15 protein-coding genes are annotated in these 14804 nt (G+C 68.3%); 14 read left to right on the forward strand and 1 reads right to left on the reverse strand.

Going from position 1 to position 14804, the window contains the following annotated elements:
• The first annotated feature begins 72 nt into the window (after positions 1–72).
• The 14 genes from ACWD68_RS06200 to ACWD68_RS06265 all read left to right on the forward strand — a co-directional run bounded on the left by ACWD68_RS06200 (position 73) and on the right by ACWD68_RS06265 (position 12850).
• A complete protein-coding gene (locus tag ACWD68_RS06200; RefSeq protein ID WP_266762819.1) occupies positions 73–720 on the forward strand; it encodes an L-threonylcarbamoyladenylate synthase in 648 nt (215 codons plus the stop codon).
• Entirely contained in the window at positions 717–1385 is a 669-nt protein-coding gene (locus tag ACWD68_RS06205) for an arsenate reductase/protein-tyrosine-phosphatase family protein (RefSeq protein ID WP_266762821.1), read from the forward strand. The genes ACWD68_RS06200 and ACWD68_RS06205 overlap by 4 nt, the downstream gene beginning before the upstream one ends.
• A 69-nt stretch (positions 1386–1454) precedes the next feature.
• The gene (locus ACWD68_RS06210) at positions 1455–2693 is read left to right on the forward strand and encodes a serine hydroxymethyltransferase (RefSeq protein WP_451805293.1); all 1239 of its coding nucleotides are present in this window, start codon (positions 1455–1457) and stop codon (positions 2691–2693) included.
• A 129-nt stretch (positions 2694–2822) separates the two neighbouring features.
• Positions 2823–4163, forward strand: coding sequence for an MraY family glycosyltransferase (locus ACWD68_RS06215; RefSeq protein ID WP_451805294.1), 1341 nt, complete (start codon positions 2823–2825; stop codon positions 4161–4163).
• 293 nt (positions 4164–4456) lie between these two features.
• Positions 4457–4894 carry a hypothetical protein gene (locus tag ACWD68_RS06220; RefSeq protein WP_451805295.1) on the forward strand — a complete coding sequence of 146 codons (438 nt, stop codon included), beginning with the start codon at positions 4457–4459 and terminating at the stop codon, positions 4892–4894.
• 225 nt (positions 4895–5119) lie between these two features.
• Complete coding sequence (gene atpB, locus ACWD68_RS06225) at positions 5120–5941, forward strand: F0F1 ATP synthase subunit A (RefSeq protein ID WP_451805296.1); 822 nt, start codon at positions 5120–5122, stop codon at positions 5939–5941.
• Positions 5942–6015: 74 nt separating this feature from the next.
• On the forward strand, positions 6016–6246 hold the full coding sequence (atpE, locus tag ACWD68_RS06230) for an ATP synthase F0 subunit C (protein ID WP_024884520.1): 231 nt from the start codon (positions 6016–6018) through the stop codon (positions 6244–6246).
• 41 nt (positions 6247–6287) lie between these two features.
• Positions 6288–6833: a F0F1 ATP synthase subunit B gene (locus tag ACWD68_RS06235; protein ID WP_356468126.1), complete on the forward strand. Its 546-nt coding sequence runs from the start codon at positions 6288–6290 to the stop codon at positions 6831–6833.
• Positions 6830–7651: a F0F1 ATP synthase subunit delta gene (locus tag ACWD68_RS06240; RefSeq protein ID WP_451805297.1), complete on the forward strand. Its 822-nt coding sequence runs from the start codon at positions 6830–6832 to the stop codon at positions 7649–7651. The genes ACWD68_RS06235 and ACWD68_RS06240 overlap by 4 nt, the downstream gene beginning before the upstream one ends.
• A 126-nt stretch (positions 7652–7777) precedes the next feature.
• Positions 7778–9367 (forward strand): F0F1 ATP synthase subunit alpha, encoded by a 1590-nt coding sequence (atpA, locus tag ACWD68_RS06245; protein WP_451805298.1) that lies wholly within the window; start codon positions 7778–7780, stop codon positions 9365–9367.
• A gap of 21 nt (positions 9368–9388) precedes the next feature.
• The gene (locus tag ACWD68_RS06250; protein WP_451805299.1) at positions 9389–10303 is read left to right on the forward strand and encodes a F0F1 ATP synthase subunit gamma; all 915 of its coding nucleotides are present in this window, start codon (positions 9389–9391) and stop codon (positions 10301–10303) included.
• A complete protein-coding gene (atpD, locus tag ACWD68_RS06255; protein ID WP_385704820.1) occupies positions 10303–11739 on the forward strand; it encodes a F0F1 ATP synthase subunit beta in 1437 nt (478 codons plus the stop codon). Before ACWD68_RS06250 ends, atpD begins: the two co-directional genes overlap by 1 nt.
• 129 nt (positions 11740–11868) lie before the next feature.
• A complete protein-coding gene (locus ACWD68_RS06260; protein ID WP_451805300.1) occupies positions 11869–12243 on the forward strand; it encodes a F0F1 ATP synthase subunit epsilon in 375 nt (124 codons plus the stop codon).
• A 160-nt stretch (positions 12244–12403) separates the two neighbouring features.
• Positions 12404–12850 carry a DUF2550 domain-containing protein gene (locus tag ACWD68_RS06265; RefSeq protein WP_451805301.1) on the forward strand — a complete coding sequence of 149 codons (447 nt, stop codon included), beginning with the start codon at positions 12404–12406 and terminating at the stop codon, positions 12848–12850.
• A gap of 93 nt (positions 12851–12943) precedes the next feature.
• Here the strand turns inward: ACWD68_RS06265 and ACWD68_RS06270 are convergent, their stop codons facing one another.
• Entirely contained in the window at positions 12944–14782 is a 1839-nt protein-coding gene (locus tag ACWD68_RS06270) for a glycosyl hydrolase family 18 protein (protein WP_451805302.1), read from the reverse strand.
• Positions 14783–14804 lie beyond the last annotated feature (22 nt).

Consider the following 14804-nt stretch of genomic DNA (forward strand, 5'->3'; position numbering starts at 1 on the left):
GCCGTCGCGCGCGCACGCATCGCGTTTCCGCGCACCCCCAGTCAGCAGTACGCGTATGAGGAGGCCCGCTAAATGGCACGGCGATACGACACCAACGACGCGACCGACCGCACCACAGGTCTGCGTGAGGCAGCGTCCGCCGTCCGCCGTGGCGAACTGGTGGTCCTCCCGACGGACACGGTCTACGGCATCGGTGCCGACGCCTTCACCTCCGAGGCCGTCGCCGACCTGCTGGACGCCAAGGGCCGGGGCCGCAACATGCCCACCCCTGTCCTCATCGGCTCCCCGAACACCCTGCACGGCCTGGTCACGGACTTCTCCGAGATGGCCTGGGAGCTCGTCGACGCGTTCTGGCCGGGCGCCCTGACGCTCGTCGCGAAGCACCAGCCCTCCCTCCAGTGGGACCTCGGGGACACCCGGGGCACGGTGGCGATCCGTATGCCGCTGCACCCCGTCGCCATCGAGCTCCTCACGGAGGTCGGCCCGATGGCCGTCTCCTCCGCCAACCTCACGGGCCACCCCGCGCCGGAGGACTGCGACGCCGCGCAGGACATGCTCGGCGACTCCGTCTCGGTCTACCTGGACGGTGGCCCGACCCCGGGCAACGTGCCCTCCTCCATCGTCGACGTGACCGGCAAGGTGCCCGTGCTGCTGCGCGCGGGCGCACTGTCGGCGGAGGAGCTCCGGAAGGTCGTACCCGACCTCGAGGTGGCGAATTGACAGCCCCTGACGCGGGGCGTGGATGGATAGGCACGGGGATCACGGGGACCGGTGGGTCCCCCAGGGGGTCCTTCCGCATCCTCCACGTCAGCACCGGCAATGTGTGCCGCTCGCCGATCACCGAGCGGCTGACCCGGCATGCCCTGGCGGACCGGCTCGGCGACCCCTTGTGGGGCGGCCTCATCGTGGAGAGCGCCGGCACCTGGGGCCACGAGGGCGCGCCCATGGAGGCCAACGCCGAGACCGTCCTCGCCGACTTCGGCGCGGACCCCTCCGGCTTCGTCGGGCGCGAGCTGCTCGACGACCACGTCATCCGCGCCGACCTGGTCCTGACGGCCACCCGCGACCACCGCGCCCAGGTCATCTCGATGGGCCACTCGGCGGGCCTGCGCACCTTCACCCTGAAGGAGTTCACCCGCCTGGTCCGCGCCATAGACACGGCGACCCTGCCGCCCCTCCAGGACGGCGTGGTCGAACGCGCCGTCGCCCTGGTGCGGGCCGCCGCGGCTCTGCGCGGCTGGCTGCTGGCCCCGACCGCGGAGGCCGACGAGGTCTACGACCCCTACGGGGCGCCGCTGCCGTTCTTCCGTTCCATCGGGGACGAGATCAACGAGGCGCTGGATCCGGTCGTCACCGCACTGACAGGGGTACCCGCCCGGGCGTAACACCGGGCGTCCCACCGGTCCCGGTTCTACATTGGACGTAAGCGTCCCCGCCAAGGCCCGGAGTCCACCATGCCGGTCGCAACCATGCTCGAAGCGGATGTCCTGAGCCGTCAGGACCCCGAGCTCGCCGAGATCCTGCTCGGTGAGCTGGACCGGCAGTCCACCACGCTGCAGTTGATCGCCGCCGAGAACTTCACCTCGCCGGCCGTGCTGGCAGCGCTCGGCTCGCCGCTGGCGAACAAGTACGCCGAGGGATATCCCGGCGCCCGCCATCACGGCGGCTGCGAGATCGTCGACGTCGCCGAGCGCGTCGCCATCGACCGCGCCAGAGCCCTCTTCGGCGCCGATCACGCCAACGTCCAGTCCCACTCGGGGAGTTCGGCCGTCCTCGCCGCGTATGCCGCCCTGCTGCGCCCCGGTGACACCGTGCTGGCGATGGGCCTGCCCTTCGGCGGTCATCTGACCCACGGGTCGCCCGCGAACTTCTCCGGCCGCTGGTTCGACTTCGTCGGCTACGGGGTCGAGGCCGAATCCGGGCTCATCGACTACGAGCAGGTGCGCACCCTGGCCCGCGCCCACCGCCCCAAGGCCATCGTCTGCGGATCGATCTCCTACCCCCGGCACATCGACTACGCGCTCTTCCGGGAGATCGCCGACGAGGTCGGCGCCTATCTCATCGCGGACGCCGCCCACCCGATCGGGCTGGTCGCGGGGGGAGCGGCGCCCAATCCGGTGCCGTACGCCGATGTCGTGTGCGCGACGACCCACAAGGTGCTCCGCGGGCCGCGCGGCGGCATGGTCCTGTGCGGGAGCGAGCTGGCCGAGCGCGTCGACCGGGCCGTCTTCCCGTTCACCCAGGGCGGCGCGCAGATGCACACCATCGCGGCCAAGGCCGTCGCGTTCGGCGAGGCGGCATCCCCGGCGTTCACCGCGTACGCCCATCAGGTGGTCGCGAACGCGCGGGTGCTGGCCGAGGGGCTGGCCGCGGAAGGGCTCACGATCACCACGGGCGGCACCGACACCCATCTGCTCGTCGCGAGCCCGGCGCCGCTCGGTGTCGAGGGGCGCACCGCGCGTGGCCGGCTCGCCGCCGCCGGTATGGTCCTCGACACCTGTGCGCTGCCTCACGGTGACGCCCGCGGTCTGCGGCTCGGCACCGCGGCGCTGACCACGCAGGGGATGGGCGAGGCGGAGATGGCACGGGTCGCCGCACTGTTCGCGGGGGTGCTGCGGGAGGAGATCGACGGCAGGACCGCGCGTGATGAAGTGCGGGAACTGACGGGAAGATTTCCCCCTTATCCGGACTGATCGGGGGTACGCGTACCGGGCCGCACAGCCACTCGTGCAACCATCGTCGCTACCCGGAAGTCCTCAACCGTATGCGTGCATCGCTAGGGTGTGGGGCTGTGATGGCCAGCGAGACCTGTGGGGAAGCCCGTGCGTGAATACCTGCTGACGCTCTGCATCACGGCCGCGGTGACGTATCTGCTGACAGGGCCGGTACGTAAGTTCGCGATCGTGGCCGGAGCCATGCCGGAAATCCGGGCGCGCGACGTGCACCGTGAACCCACGCCGAGGCTCGGCGGCATCGCGATGTTCTTCGGACTGTGCGCCGGCCTGCTGGTCGCCGATCACCTGACGAACCTCAACGCGGTCTTCTCGAACTCCAACGAACCGCGCGCCCTGCTCTCCGGAGCCGCCCTGATCTGGCTGATCGGCGTGCTGGACGACAAGTTCGAGATCGACGCCCTGATCAAGCTGGGCGGCCAGATGATCGCCGCGGGCGTGATGGTCGTCCAGGGTCTGACGATCCTGTGGCTGCCGATCCCGGGGGTCGGCCTGGTCGCGCTGACCCAGTGGCAGGGCACGCTGCTGACGGTGGCGCTCGTCGTCATCACCATCAACGCGGTCAACTTCGTGGACGGCCTCGACGGACTGGCCGCCGGCATGGTGTGCATCGCGTCCGCCGCGTTCTTCCTGTACGCCTACCGGATCTGGTACTCGTACGGCATCGAGGCGGCCGCCCCGGCGACGCTGTTCGCGGCGATCCTGATGGGCATGTGCCTGGGCTTCCTGCCGCACAACATGCACCCCGCGCGGATCTTCATGGGCGACTCCGGGTCGATGCTCATCGGGCTCGTGCTGGCCGCCGGCGCGATCTCCATCACCGGGCAGATCGACCCCGACGTGATGAACCTCTTCTCCGGTTCCGAGCGCAACACCGTGCACCAGACGGTGCCGGTGTTCATCCCGCTGCTGCTGCCGCTGACGATCATCGCGATCCCGGCCGCCGACCTGGTGCTCGCCATCGTGCGGCGCACCTGGCGCGGTCAGTCGCCGTTCGCCGCCGACCGCGGGCACCTGCACCACCGCCTCCTGGAGGTCGGCCACTCGCACAGCCGCGCCGTGCTGATCATGTACTTCTGGTCGGCGCTGATCTCCTTCGGCGCCCTCGCGTACTCGGTCAACTCCGGGGCCATGTGGAGCGTGCTCGTCATCGCGGCGCTCAGCGCGGTCGGTCTCGTGCTGCTTCTGCTGCCGCGCTTCACGCCGCGGGCCCCGCGCTGGGCCGAGCACCTCCTGCCGCCTCGCTACCGCCGCCGCAGGGCCGCCGCGGCGGCGTCCGTCACCCACGAGGCGGCGGGTGCCGACGGGCCGGACGAGGCACGCGAGCACCGTGCTCCGGTGGCTGCCGGAGTCTCAGGAGTCAACGGAGCGACGGCGATCGGTACCCGTTCGCGACTCCTGGACCGGCGTGAGGCCGAGTCCTCGCGCTGACGCGAAGGTAAGAATCTGACTAACGCGTGACCAATTCGTGGGGTAGTAAAGCGTCCCAATACCAGACAAGTTGACTCTCTGGATGCACAGACGCGCGCCTTCACTCTCATGTGTGACAGTTGGCACACCACCAGGTAAAGACCTCATCAAATAGTTTGTGATACGGTTCACGAGAACCCAGGGCAGAGCCGAAGGACCCCAGTACGACGGTCCCTTGGCGTGAGGTTCTCTCTCGGCCCGGGTCTACGCTCGTCCATGACGACACGCCCCCCTTAGCAAGCGGAGTTGCCGCCATGCCGTCCAATGACGCCCGGATCCTCCTTCAAGCCGCTGTTCCCACAGCTGCCGTCGGCGCGATTGCCGCCGTTGTCAGCGGCGTGGTCGCCGGCGGCAAGGGGGCGATCGGGGCGATCGTCGCGACGCTGGTCGTGATCCTCTTCATGGGGCTCGGGCTCTACGCTCTGCAGCGCACTGCCAAATCGCTTCCGCACCTGTTCCAGGCGATGGGCCTCTTGCTCTACACGGCACAGATTCTTCTGCTTTTCATCTTTGTCGCCGTGTTCAAGAACACTTCGCTGTTCAACCCCAAGGCCTTCGCGCTCACCCTGGTCGCCACCACCCTCGTGTGGATCGGCGCACAGGCGCGTGCCCATATGAAGGCCAAGATTCTCTACGTCGAACCGGACTCCTCGAAGGGCGACAAGCCCGAAAAGAAGGGCCACTCGTCGTGAGGGGTAGGGCCGGGATAAGTGCTCGGAAGAGATCCTGCTATCGTCCGGTGCCAACTGCGGCATCGCGGGCGCGGGCATCTGAGCTGACGCCTGCTCAATCGCGAGGCTTGATGCCCCACAGCCGCCCCCACATCCGTAACACCAGTCCAGTGCCGAACCGCGGCCGTGCGCCGCGCCGACACAACGAGGTTGCCGTACCTATGCGCCACGCTGAAGGAGCCCGCGGTGAGTGCTGACCCGACGCAGGTGCTCGCCTTCGAGACCGACTGCCACATCTTCGACGGCTGTGGCTTCCCGGCTCCCGGCCTGCACTCGTTCCTGTTCGAGCCCCTCTGGGGCGACGGGGACAGCAACTTGTACTTCAACAAGACGATGCTCCTGGCGCTGCTCGGCTCGCTTGTCGTCGTCGGCTTCTTCTGGGCCGCCTTCCGCAAGCCGAAGGTCGTCCCGGGCAAGCTGCAGATGGTCGCCGAGGCCGGCTACGACTTCATCCGCCGCGGTGTCGTCTACGAGACGATCGGCAAGAAGGAAGGCGAGAAGTACGTACCCCTGGTCGTCTCGCTGTTCTTCTTCATCTGGATGATGAACCTCTGGTCGATCATCCCGGTCGCCCAGTTCCCGGTCACGGCGATCATCGCCTACCCCGCGGTGCTCGCCGGGATCGTCTACATCGTCTGGGTGTCCCTGACGTTCAAGCGCCACGGATTCGTCGGAGCGTTCAAGAACTTCAGCGGCTACGACAAGTCGCTGGGCCCGGTTCTCCCGCTGGCCATGTTCATCGAGCTCCTCTCGAACCTGATCGTCCGGCCGTTCACGCACGCGGTGCGACTGTTCGCGAACATGTTCGCGGGCCACACGCTGCTGCTGCTGTTCACGATCGCCTCCTGGTACCTGCTCAACGGCTTCGGGATCGTCTACTCGGGCGTCTCGTTCATCATGGTCATCGTGATGACGGCCTTCGAGCTGTTCATCCAGGCTCTGCAGGCGTACGTGTTCGTGCTGCTGACCTGCACCTTCATCCAGGGCGCGCTGGCCGAGCACCACTGAGCGCCCGTCCTCTCGACCCCGCAGTCGTCCGGTGGCCAACCCCCACCGGTCCGTAAAGAAAAGGAAGAACTGGCATGTCCCAGACCCTTGCCGCTGTCTCCGGCTCGCTCGGCTCGATCGGTTACGGCCTCGCGGCCATCGGCCCCGGCGTCGGCGTCGGCATCATCTTCGGTAACGGCACCCAGGCGCTCGCCCGTCAGCCTGAGGCCGCCGGTCTGATCCGCGCCAACCAGATCCTCGGCTTCGCCTTCTGTGAGGCGCTCGCCCTCATCGGTCTGGTCATGCCGTTCGTCTACGGCAAGTGATCTTCGGATCCACGACAGCCCACTAGACGAAAGGCACTGATATGAGCCAGCTGCTCATTCTGGCGGCCGAGGAAGCCGAAAACCCCCTCGTCCCGCCGATCCCCGAGCTTGTCATCGGCCTGATCGCCTTCGTCATCGTCTTCGGCTTCCTGGCGTGGAAGCTTCTCCCGAACATCAACAAGGTTCTGGAGCAGCGTCGCGAGGCCATCGAGGGCGGTATCGAAAAGGCCGAGGCCGCTCAGACCGAGGCCCAGAGCGTTCTTGAGCAGTACAAGGCTCAGCTCGCCGAGGCCCGTCACGAGGCCGCGCGCCTGCGCCAGGAGGCACAGGAGCAGGGCGCCACGCTCATCACCGAGATGCGCGCGGAAGGCCAGCGGCAGCGCGAGGAAATCGTCGCCGCCGGTCACACGCAGATCGAGGCCGACCGCAAGGCCGCCGCTCAGGCGCTGCGTCAGGACGTCGGCCACCTGGCCACCGACCTGGCCGGCAAGCTCGTCGGCGAGTCCCTCGAGGACCACGCCCGGCAGAGCCGCGTCATCGACCGTTTCCTCTCCGAGCTTGAGGAGAAGGCCGAGGCGGCTCGATGACAGCGCACGGAGCGAGCCGCGAGGCAACCGCAGCCGCACGTGAGCGTCTCGACGCGCTGACGGACTCGACGTCCGTGGACGCGGCCCAGCTCGCCGACGAGCTGGCCGCGGTCACCGCGCTGCTCCACCGCGAGGTGTCGCTGCGTCGGGTCCTCACCGACCCGGCGCAGCCCGGCGAGGCCAAGGCCGAGCTGGTCCAGCGCCTGATCGGCGCCCAGGTGGGCGGCACCACCGCCGACCTGGTGTCCGGCCTGGTGCGTTCCCGCTGGTCGCAGCCCCGCGACCTGGTGGACGCCCTCGAGGAGCTCACCGCCACAGCCGACCTCACGGCGGCACAGCGGACGGGTGCGCTCGACAACGTCGAGGACGAACTGTTCCGCTTCGGCCGGATCGTCGCCTCGAGCACCGAGCTGCGCGCCGCGCTGACCGACCGGGCCGCCTCCAAGGCGGCCAAGAGCGAGCTGCTGCACAGCCTGCTCGGCGGCCGGGCCGACGTGACGACCGAGCGTCTGGTGACGCGCCTTGTGACCGCGCCTCGCGGACGTAGCCTGGAAGCGGGACTCGAGTCCCTGTCCAGGCTCGCCGCCGAGCGCCGCAACCGCATGGTCGCCGTGGTCACCTCGGCGGTGCCGCTGAGTGACGGACAGAAGCAGCGCCTCGGCGCCGCTCTGGCGAAGCTCTACGGCCGCCCGATGCACCTCAACCTCGACGTGGACCCCGATGTCCTCGGCGGGATCCGGGTGCAGGTCGGCGACGAGGTCATCAACGGTTCCATCGCGGACCGTCTCGAGGACGCCGCCCGCCGCATGGCGAGCTAGCAATCCCATAAGCAGTACGCAATTACGGCCCATGTTGGGCCGTGCAGAGGATTCACCTCTTACAGGGGGGAGTCCCCATCCCCCCAAGTGAAACTTCGGGCCCAACAAGGAGAGCAGGGAACCCAGATGGCGGAGCTCACGATCCGGCCGGAGGAGATCCGGGACGCGCTGGAGAACTTTGTCCAGTCGTACCAGCCGGACGCGGCCTCGCGCGAGGAGGTCGGTACGGTCACCGTCGCCGGCGACGGTATCGCCAAGATCGAGGGTCTGCCCTCGGCCATGGCCAACGAGCTGCTGAAGTTCGAGGACGGAACCCTCGGCCTCGCGCTGAACCTGGAAGAGCGCGAGATCGGTGCGGTCGTCCTCGGCGAGTTCAGCGGTATCGAAGAGGGCCAGCCGGTGCAGCGCACCGGTGAGGTGCTGTCCGTCGCGGTGGGCGAGGGCTACCTCGGCCGCGTCGTCGACCCGCTCGGCAACCCGATCGACGGCCTCGGCGAGATCGAGACGTCCGGTCGCCGCGCCCTCGAGCTGCAGGCCCCGGGCGTCATGATCCGCAAGTCGGTGCACGAGCCGATGGAGACGGGCTACAAGGCCGTCGACGCGATGACCCCGATCGGCCGTGGCCAGCGTCAGCTGGTCATCGGCGACCGCCAGACCGGCAAGACCGCGCTGGCCGTCGACACGATCATCAACCAGCGCGACAACTGGCGCTCGGGCGACACCAAGAAGCAGGTCCGCTGCATCTACGTCGCCATCGGTCAGAAGGGTTCGACCATCGCCTCCGTGCGTGGCGCCCTCGAAGAGGCCGGCGCGCTGGAGTACACGACCATCGTCGCCGCCCCGGCGTCCGACCCGGCCGGCTTCAAGTACCTGGCGCCGTACACCGGTTCGGCCATCGGCCAGCAGTGGATGTACGAGGGCAAGCACGTCCTCATCATCTTCGACGACCTCTCGAAGCAGGCCGACGCCTACCGCGCCGTGTCCCTGCTGCTCCGCCGTCCGCCGGGGCGCGAGGCCTACCCCGGTGACGTCTTCTACCTGCACTCCCGTCTGCTGGAGCGCTGTGCGAAGCTCTCCGACGAGTTGGGCGCCGGTTCGATGACGGGTCTGCCGATCGTCGAGACCAAGGCGAACGACGTGTCGGCGTTCATCCCGACCAACGTCATCTCCATCACCGACGGTCAGTGCTTCCTGGAGTCCGACCTGTTCAACGCCGGTCAGCGTCCGGCCCTGAACGTCGGTATCTCGGTCTCCCGCGTCGGTGGCTCCGCCCAGCACAAGGCGATGAAGCAGGTCTCCGGCCGACTCCGTCTGGACCTCGCCCAGTACCGTGAGCTGGAGGCGTTCGCCGCCTTCGGTTCCGACCTGGACGCCGCGTCGAAGGCGCAGCTGGAGCGCGGTCAGCGCCTGGTCGAGCTGCTCAAGCAGGCTCAGTACCAGCCGATGCCGACCGCGGACCAGGTCGTCTCCGTCTGGGCCGCCACCACCGGCAAGATGGACGAGGTACCGGTCGCCGACATTCGCCGCTTCGAGACGGAGCTCCTGGAGCACCTGCACCGCAAGGAGCAGGGCCTCATGACCTCCATCAAGGAGGGCGGCAAGATGTCGGACGACACCCTCACCGCCATCGCGGACGCCATCGTCGACTTCAAGAAGCAGTTCGAGACCTCGGACGGGAAGCTTCTCGGCGAGGACTCTCCGGCCGCTGCCAAGTGACGTAAGGAAGGGACCTGACTCATGGGAGCCCAGCTCCGGGTCTACAAGCGTCGCATCCGATCCGTCACCGCGACCAAGAAGATCACCAAGGCGATGGAGATGATCGCCGCCTCGCGCGTCGTCAAGGCGCAGCGCAAGGTGGCGGCCTCCGCGCCGTACGCGACCGAGCTCACCCGCGCGGTCACGGCGGTCGGCACCGGCTCGAACACCAAGCACCCGCTGACCACGGAGGCGGAGACGGCGACCCGTGCCGCGGTGCTGCTCCTCACGAGCGACCGCGGACTGGCCGGCGCCTTCAACTCCAACGCCATCAAGGCGGCGGAGCTGCTGACCGCCCGTCTTGAGGCCGAGGGCAAGGAGGTCGACACGTACATCGTCGGCCGCCGCGGTCTGGCCCACTACAACTTCCGCGAGCGCAAGGTCGTGGAGTCGTGGTCGGGCTTCACCGACGAGCCCACGTACGCGGACGCGAAGAAGGTGGCGGGTCCGCTCATCGAGGCCATCGAGAAGGAGACGGCGGACGGCGGCGTGGACGAACTCCACATCGTCTACACCGAGTTCGTCTCGATGATGACGCAGACGGCCATTGACGGCCGGCTGCTGCCGCTTCGCCTCGAAGAGGTCGCGGAGGAGGCGCCCAAGGGCGAGATCCTTCCGTTGTTCGAGTTCGAGCCGTCGGCGGAGGACGTCCTTGACGCCCTTCTGCCGCGCTACGTCGAGAGCCGTATCTACAACGCGCTGCTCCAGTCGGCTGCCTCCAAGCACGCCGCCACGCGCCGCGCGATGAAGTCGGCGACCGACAACGCGGGAGACCTGATCACCTCGCTCTCCCGTCTTGCCAATGCGGCCCGCCAGGCCGAAATCACCCAGGAAATCAGCGAGATCGTCGGCGGCTCCGCAGCCCTTGCCGACGCGACCGCGGGGAGTGACAAGTAATGACGACGACTTCTGAGACGGCCGTTGCCACGGGCCGCGTCGCCCGGGTCATCGGCCCGGTCGTCGACGTGGAGTTCCCCGTCGACGCGATGCCGGAGATCTACAACGCCCTTCACGTCGAGGTGGCCGACCCGGCCAACGCCGGCGAGCTGAAGACGCTGACCCTGGAAGTCGCCCAGCACCTGGGTGACGGCCTGGTCCGCACGATCTCGATGCAGCCCACCGACGGTCTGGTCCGCCAGGCCGCGGTCACCGACACCGGAGCCGGCATCACGGTTCCCGTCGGTGACTTCACCAAGGGCAAGGTGTTCAACACCCTCGGTGAGGTGCTGAACAGCGACGAGAAGTACTCGGGCGAGCGCTGGTCCATCCACCGCAAGGCCCCGCGCTTCGACGAGCTCGAGTCGAAGACCGAGATGTTCGAGACCGGCGTCAAGGTCATCGACCTCCTCACCCCGTACGTCAAGGGTGGAAAGATCGGTCTGTTCGGTGGTGCCGGTGTCGGCAAGACAGTGCTCATCCAGGAGATGATCTACCGCGTCGCCAACAACCACGACGGTGTCTCCGTGTTCGCCGGTGTCGGCGAGCGCACGCGTGAGGGCAACGACCTCATCGCGGAGATGGCGGAGTCGGGCGTCATCGACAAGACCGCCCTTGTCTTCGGCCAGATGGACGAGCCCCCGGGCACCCGTCTGCGCGTGGCCCTCGCGGGTCTGACCATGGCGGAGTACTTCCGCGATGTGCAGAAGCAGGACGTGCTGTTCTTCATCGACAACATCTTCCGCTTCACGCAGGCCGGTTCCGAGGTCTCGACCCTGCTCGGCCGTATGCCTTCCGCGGTGGGCTACCAGCCGAACCTGGCCGACGAGATGGGTCTCCTCCAGGAGCGCATCACCTCGACCCGTGGTCACTCGATCACCTCGATGCAGGCGATCTACGTCCCCGCGGACGACCTGACCGACCCGGCCCCGGCCACCACGTTCGCCCACCTCGACGCGACGACGGTTCTCTCCCGTCCGATCTCCGAGAAGGGCATCTACCCGGCCGTGGACCCGCTGGACTCCACGTCCCGCATCCTGGACCCCCGCTACATCGCGGCGGACCACTACGCGGCCGCGATGCGCGTCAAGTCGGTTCTTCAGAAGTACAAGGACCTTCAGGACATCATCGCGATCCTCGGTATCGACGAGCTGGGCGAGGAGGACAAGCTCACCGTCCACCGTGCCCGTCGCGTGGAGCGCTTCCTGTCCCAGAACACCCACGTCGCCAAGCAGTTCACCGGCGTCGACGGGTCGGACGTCCCGCTGGACGAGTCGATCGTGGCCTTCAACGCGATCATCGACGGCGAGTACGACCACTTCCCGGAGCAGGCGTTCTTCCTGTGCGGTGGCATTGAGGACCTCAAGGCCAACGCCAAGGAGCTCGGCGTCTCCTGAACCTCGTGTTCTGAGTGAGGGGGGCGGGGCCGCGCCTCACGGGGTGCGGTCCGTCCCCCCTCCGTACGCCTACTAGACTTTGACCCAACACCCGGCAGCAACGCCGGGTGGTGACCCGAGGAGCCCACCTTGGCTGCTGAGCTGCACGTCGAGCTCGTCGCCGCGGACCGTAGTGTCTGGTCCGGCGAGGCCACCCTGGTCGTCGCGCGTACCACGTCCGGCGACATCGGCGTCATGCCCGGTCACCAGCCGCTGCTCGGTGTGCTGGAGTCGGGCCCGGTGACCATCCGTACGAGTGATGGTGGAACGGTCATCGCCGCGGTGCACGGCGGTTTCATCTCATTCGCTGACAACAAGCTGTCGCTGCTGGCCGAGATCGCCGAGCTGTCGGACGAGATCGATGTCCAGCGTGCGGAGCGGGCGCTCGAGCGCGCGAAGTCGGACGCGGACGCGTCCGCCGAGCGCCGCGCGGACGTCCGTCTGCGTGCGGTGTCGACGCGCTGACCGTCGGTGCGACCCCAGGCCTTTAGGCGCTGGGGGCGCACTGTGTGAAGCTTTGCCTCAGCCGCGGCTGGGACCGGATCACTCCGGCCCTGGCCGCGGCTGAGGCAAATCCGGAAGTTTTTCCTTTTCCGTTACCTAGGAGACGAGGAGGTCGGTGTCGATGGTCCTCGCTCTGACTGTGTGCGGATTGGTAGTGGCGCTCGTGGTGGTGGGGCTGTTCGTCTTCGGCCTCCGCCGCCGGCTGATCCAGCGCTCCGGCGGAACGTTCGACTGCAGTCTGCGCTGGGACGTCCCCGAGAAGGGCGACCTCAGCGGCAAGGGCTGGAGCTACGGCGTGGCCCGCTACAACGGCGACCGCATCGAGTGGTACCGCGTCTTCTCCTACGCCCCTCGCCCGCGCCGCGTCCTGGAACGCTCGGCGATCGAGGTGGCGGGCCGGCGTGCCGCCGAGGGCGAGGAGGAGCTCGCGCTGCTCTCCGACGCGATCATCCTCGCCTGTCTCCATCGCGGGACGCGCCTCGAACTGGCGATGAGCGAGGACGCGCTGACCGGATTCCTCGCCTGGCTGGAGGCGGCTCCGCCCGGCCAGCGGGTGAACGTCGCCTGACCCACCCCGGCCGTCGGCGCCGGGTGAGCCGAAAGGAACGCCGCGGACAGACCCGGAGGTCTGCCCGCGGCGGTTGTTCGCGATGGTGCGGGGTCAGTTCAGGCCGCTGTTGATGGCGCCGACGAGTTCACCGTTGCTGGTGTCTCCGCTGAACTCCCAGAAGAACGCGCCGCCGAGACCCTGGGTCTTGGCCCACGCCATCTTCGTTCCGATGGTGGTCGGGGTGTCGTAGGACCACCAGTTGCTTCCGCAGTGGGCGTACGCCGTGCCGGCGATGGTGCCGGTGACGGGGCAGGACGTCTTGAGGACCTTGTAGTCCTCGTTGCCCGGCTCGTACGTTCCCGGCGCGGGACCGGTGGCGGTGCCGCCCGGGGCGTCCTGGGTGACACCGGTCCAGCCGCGCCCGTAGAAGCCGATGCCGATCAGCAGCTTCTTGGCCGGGACGCCCTTGGACTTGAACTTGGCGATCGCGTCGGCCGTGGTGAACCCGGCCTGCGGGATGCCGCTGTACGAGGTGAGCGGGGAGTGCGGGGCGGTCGGGCCGTCCGCGTCGAACGCGCCGAAGAAGTCGTACGTCATCACGTTGTACCAGTCGACGTACTGTGCGGCGCCCGCGTAGTCGGCGGCGTCGACCTTTCCGCCCGAGGTGCCGTCGGCCGTGGTGGCGGCGGTGACCAGGTTGCTCGTGCCGAACTTGGCGCGCAGGGCCTGCATGAGGTTCTTGTAGGCCGCGGCACCGCTGGTGTCACAGGTCAGACCACACGCGTTCGGGTACTCCCAGTCGATGTCGATGCCGTCGAAGACATCGGCCCAGCGCGGGTCCTCGACCAGGTCGTAGCAGGACTGCGCGAAGGCCGCCGGGTTCTTGGCCGCCTCGCCGAAGCCGCCGGACCAGGTCCAGCCGCCGAAGGACCACAGCACCTTGATGTTCGGGTACTTGGCCTTCAGCTCACGCAGCTGGTTGAAGTTGCCGCGCAGCGGCTGGTCCCACGTGTCGGCGACGCCGCTGACCGACTGGTCGGCGGTGAAGGCCTTGTCGTAGTCGGCGTAGGAGTCGCCGATCGCGCACTTGCCGCCGGTGACGTTGCCGAAGGCGTAGTTGATGTGCGTGATCTTCGCGGCCGAGCCGGACGTCACCAGGTTCTTGACGTTGTAGTTGCGGCCGTAGATGCCCCACTCGGTGAAGTAGCCGAGCTTGACGGCGTTGCCGGTGGGCGGCGGGTTGGTGCCTCCACCGGTGGTGTGCACGGAGACCGCGCCGCTGACCGGACCGGTCTGGTCGGCGGTGTCACGGGCCTGGACCGTGTACGAGTAGTCGGTGCCGGCGGTCAGACCGGTGTCCGTGTACGAGGTCGTCGTCACGGTCGCGACCTTGGTGCCGCCGCGCAGGACGTCGTAGTTCTTGACGCCCTTGTCGTCGGTGGCCGCGCTCCAGGAGAGCTTCACCGAGGTGTCGGTGATGGAGGAGGCGCTGGGGGTGCCGGGCGCGGAGGGCGCGCTGTCACCGGGGACCGTGGGGCCGCCGTCGCAACTGCCGCCGTTCAGGGTGCAGTTGCTGGGGGAGCCGGAGCCCGCGCCGTTGAAGCCGAAGGACACGGAGGCGCCCGCGGCGAGACTGCCGTTCCAGGACTTGTTCTTGGCGGTCCAGTGGGTGCCGGAGTTGGTGACGTCCGCGTCCCAGGCCGAGGTGACGGAGGTTCCGGAGGGGAAGTCCCACTCGATCGTCCACGAACTGATGGCGGTGGAACCGGTGTTCTTGACGGTCCACTTGCCTTCGAAGCCGGTGCCCCAGTCCTGGGTCTTGGCGTAAGTGGCGGTGGCGGTGGTGGCGGCCTGGGCGGGGCCGGCGAGGCCGACCAGGGCGGCGAGGGGGAGGAGCAGGGTGGTGAGCCCCGCCACGGTTCTATGTCTGGCTCTCTGCCGGAAGCGCATGACGCCTCTCCTCTTTCGTCTG

The organism is Streptomyces sp. NPDC005141 (assembly GCF_053599975.1).

Excerpts from the sequence above, each read along its gene's own strand:
- ACWD68_RS06250 (WP_451805299.1), top strand. The coding sequence starts at position 9,389 with ATGGGAGCCCAGCTCCGGGTCTACAAGCGTCGCATCCGATCCGTCACC.
- ACWD68_RS06235 (WP_356468126.1), top strand. The coding sequence starts at position 6,288 with ATGAGCCAGCTGCTCATTCTGGCGGCCGAGGAAGCCGAAAACCCCCTC.
- atpE (WP_024884520.1), top strand. The coding sequence starts at position 6,016 with ATGTCCCAGACCCTTGCCGCTGTCTCCGGCTCGCTCGGCTCGATCGGT.
- ACWD68_RS06200 (WP_266762819.1), top strand. The coding sequence starts at position 73 with ATGGCACGGCGATACGACACCAACGACGCGACCGACCGCACCACAGGT.
- ACWD68_RS06265 (WP_451805301.1), top strand. The coding sequence starts at position 12,404 with ATGGTCCTCGCTCTGACTGTGTGCGGATTGGTAGTGGCGCTCGTGGTG.
- ACWD68_RS06210 (WP_451805293.1), top strand. The coding sequence starts at position 1,455 with ATGCCGGTCGCAACCATGCTCGAAGCGGATGTCCTGAGCCGTCAGGAC.
- ACWD68_RS06270 (WP_451805302.1), bottom strand. The coding sequence starts at position 14,782 with ATGCGCTTCCGGCAGAGAGCCAGACATAGAACCGTGGCGGGGCTCACC.
- ACWD68_RS06220 (WP_451805295.1), top strand. The coding sequence starts at position 4,457 with ATGCCGTCCAATGACGCCCGGATCCTCCTTCAAGCCGCTGTTCCCACA.
- atpA (WP_451805298.1), top strand. The coding sequence starts at position 7,778 with ATGGCGGAGCTCACGATCCGGCCGGAGGAGATCCGGGACGCGCTGGAG.
- ACWD68_RS06240 (WP_451805297.1), top strand. The coding sequence starts at position 6,830 with ATGACAGCGCACGGAGCGAGCCGCGAGGCAACCGCAGCCGCACGTGAG.
- atpD (WP_385704820.1), top strand. The coding sequence starts at position 10,303 with ATGACGACGACTTCTGAGACGGCCGTTGCCACGGGCCGCGTCGCCCGG.